The organism is Faecalibacterium longum (assembly GCF_040094125.1).
GTDB lineage: Bacteria > Bacillota > Clostridia > Oscillospirales > Ruminococcaceae > Faecalibacterium > Faecalibacterium longum.
Genome location: NZ_JBBNIH010000110.1, coordinates 1 through 706 on the forward strand (window position 1 = coordinate 1; position 706 = coordinate 706).

Sequence of the window (706 nt, forward strand, 5' to 3'; positions counted from 1 at the left end):
TGTGGCTGCAATCTGTATACAGGCTTGTTGCCGTATAATGAAATAAGTGGGGGATTCAACAAGGGAGGATAAGAAAAATTATGATGGAAAATAAAACAAAAATTGATCTGAAAAACAAGAGCGTTTTTATCACGGGTGTAGCGGGATTCATTGGCTCCAACCTTGCGAAGCGGCTGCTCTCCACGGTGGAGGGGGTTAAGGTCGTGGGTCTGGACAACATGAACAATTACTATGACGTGCGCCTGAAAGAAGCACGTTTGAAGGAACTGGAGCGGTTTGAAAATTTCAGCTTCGTAAAAGGTAATCTGGCTGATAAGGCTGTGATCAAATCTATCTTTGAGCAGTATAAGCCGGAAATTGTGGTGAACCTTGGCGCGCAGGCTGGCGTTCGATATTCCATTACAAATCCTGATGCCTATGTGGAAGCAAACCTGATTGGCTTCTATAACATTCTGGAAGCCTGCCGCCATTCTTATGATGATGGCCATACTCCGGTGGAGCATCTGGTTTATGCATCCAGTTCTTCGGTCTATGGCAGTAATAAGAAAGTGCCTTACAGTACGGATGATAAGGTTGATAACCCGGTATCTCTGTATGCGGCCACTAAGAAATCCAATGAGTTGATGGCTCATGCCTACTCGAAGCTGTATAACATTCCTTCCACCGGTTTGAGATTCTTCACAGTATATGGCCCTGCTGGTCGCCC

1 protein-coding gene is annotated in these 706 nt (G+C 45.5%); it reads left to right on the forward strand.

The genetic code is table 11. The annotated features are described in order from the left end of the window. Window positions 1–80: 80 nt before the first annotated feature. Window positions 81–706: GDP-mannose 4,6-dehydratase (locus tag AAAU26_RS04475; protein ID WP_320443584.1), on the forward strand; the 626-nt coding region annotated here is incomplete at its 3' end.